This window comes from Mesorhizobium sp. M7A.F.Ca.US.014.04.1.1 (genome assembly GCF_003998745.1).
GTDB lineage: Bacteria > Pseudomonadota > Alphaproteobacteria > Rhizobiales > Rhizobiaceae > Mesorhizobium > Mesorhizobium ciceri.
Genome location: NZ_RZRW01001300.1, coordinates 1 through 669, shown reverse-complemented (window position 1 = coordinate 669; position 669 = coordinate 1). Strand labels below are relative to the sequence as shown.

At 61.9% G+C, this 669-nt stretch carries 1 protein-coding gene and 1 pseudogene; both read right to left on the bottom strand.

Annotated features, from left to right (window positions below):
- A pseudogene (gene tolB / locus EOA22_RS39420) lies at nucleotides 1-150 on the bottom strand (Tol-Pal system protein TolB); the annotation flags it as partial.
- Between the two features lie 40 nt (nucleotides 151-190).
- Nucleotides 191-669: energy transducer TonB (locus EOA22_RS36190; RefSeq protein ID WP_164756314.1), on the bottom strand; the 479-nt coding region annotated here is incomplete at its 5' end.

Genomic DNA, 669 nt, shown 5'->3' with positions numbered 1-669 from the left:
CTGGAAATCCGTGATGGCGATCGGCAGCGGCTCGACGTTGCCCTTGTTGACGTTGAGCTCGACGAGCGCCAGCGCCGGCAACGTGCCTGCCGCGGTCATGCCCATCGCCATTGCTGCGACCATCAGGAGCGGCTTGAGGATTGATTTCATGTCTTCTCGCTTCTCGTACTGATTTTCGGATGACAGGGCCTTAGAGGCCGAGCATCTCCCTTGGATCGAAGGTGACGCGGACGTCGGCCCAGATGTCCTGCTTGCCGGCGGGAACTTGCAGGCCGGTGACATCGCATTTTTGCACCGCACGAACGGCACTTTCGTCGAACTGGCGATTTCCGCTCGACTTTTCGACCGCCGGGCGCCCGTCCAGCTTACCGGATGCATCCAGGTTGAACCGCACCACGACGAGGAAGTTCTCGGAACCTTCAAGGCCGACAGGAAGGGTCCAGCAGCCGCCGAGCTGGCTTTCCAGGGCACCCATTTCGGACCTGGAGAGCTTCTGACCTTGGTCCTTGTCGCCGCCGAGCGACGCCTGCTGGGTCGAGCGCTTGGCGCCGCCGCCGGATGGTTTCTGCTTGTCGAGGAGCGCGGAGATCTCGTCGGCGTTGAATTGCTTGTCATCGGATTTCGGCTTCGACGACGCTTCCTTGACCGGCTTGTCGGCGTCCTTGCGCT